Annotated in this window: 2 protein-coding genes; both read left to right on the top strand. The window is 45.1% G+C overall.

Going from position 1 to position 1,334, the window contains the following annotated elements:
• The first annotated feature begins 68 nt into the window (after positions 1-68).
• Positions 69-752: a helix-turn-helix domain-containing protein gene (locus JMF81_RS09145; RefSeq protein WP_201311152.1), complete on the top strand. Its 684-nt coding sequence runs from the start codon at positions 69-71 to the stop codon at positions 750-752.
• 146 nt (positions 753-898) lie between these two features.
• On the top strand, positions 899-1,334 hold a 436-nt coding region (locus JMF81_RS09140; RefSeq protein WP_201311151.1), incomplete at its 3' end, for an IS3 family transposase.

Raw genomic sequence — 1,334 nt, 5'->3', positions numbered from 1 at the left:
CTGATATGCTCCCTTCTAGGTAGACAAGTGAAATAATAAAAACTTGTCACTTAGAAGGGAGTATTATTATGGCATATAAACATAAGTATTCCTACGAAGAAAAAGAGCATATTCTTATGGAATACCTCAATGGTACCCACGGCTTCAGGGAACTCTGTCGTATCTATGGAATGAGCCAGGGAGCTTTAAAAGACTGGATCCATCTATACAACACCTTTGGGTGGAAAGGCCTGGTGACCGGGAGCAAAGCAAGGCGTTACTCTTCCGAAACCAAACAAGCCGCAGTGGAGGATTATCTTTCTGGAGGCCTTTCCGGTCCCGAAGTATTAAAAAAATATAAAATCCGATCAGGAACCCAACTCAGGAAATGGATCATAAAGTATAATAGTCATGAGGAACTGAAATCTTCTGGAACGGGAGGCTGTATCATCATGACAAAAGGAAGAAAGACCACCTTTGACGAACGGGTCGAGATCGTCAAATACTGCATCACTCATGGCCGCAATTATACGGAAACATCAGAAAAATATGGAATATCTTACCAACAGGCCAGGAATTACACCATAAAATACGAATCTGGAGGAGTGAATGCCCTGAAGGACCGCAGGGGGAAAAGAAAAGCTCCGGAGGAAATGAGTGAACTCGAAAGACTGCGTGCTGAGGTAAAACTGCTGCAGGCAGAAAAGGAACGGGCAGAAATGGAGATATCCTTCTTAAAAAAACTCGAAGAAATAGAGAGGAGGCGGGGCTGAGCCTGATCCGGCATGAAGCCGTATACCGGGCGATAAAAGAGGAACACGAAGATCATGGCTATCCTATCCGGAGCCTGTGCAGGCTTGGATGTGTTTCTCATGCGGCGTATTATAAATGGCTGCATAGGGAGACACCGGAAAGCGAGTTGGAAAACCACCGGATAGCAGATAAAATAGAAAAGATCCACAAAGATTCCCCAGACAAGGGATACCGGAGGATCCGGGATGAACTGGAACGTTATCATGGCATAAAGGCCAATGATAAACGAATCCTGCGGATCTGCCGTAAGCTTGACATAAAGTCTACGATAAAATATACAAACAATGGTTGTACCCGCCGGGCTGAGAATCCGCAGTATATTGCCGAAAACATACTTGACCGGCAGTTCAATGCACAAGCCCCGAACGAGAAATGGCTCACTGATGTGACAGAATTCCATTACTATGTCGGTCTTGAGAAACACAAGGTTTATCTGAGCGCCATCCTCGACTTATACGACAGGAGGATCGTATCCTACGTCATAGGCGACTCTAATAATAATGATCTGGTATTCCGTACTTTTGATGCAGCGATCCAGGCAG

This window comes from Anaerostipes butyraticus (genome assembly GCF_016586355.1).
Taxonomy (GTDB): domain Bacteria; phylum Bacillota; class Clostridia; order Lachnospirales; family Lachnospiraceae; genus Anaerostipes; species Anaerostipes butyraticus.
This window is presented reverse-complemented; position numbering and strand designations above follow the sequence as displayed.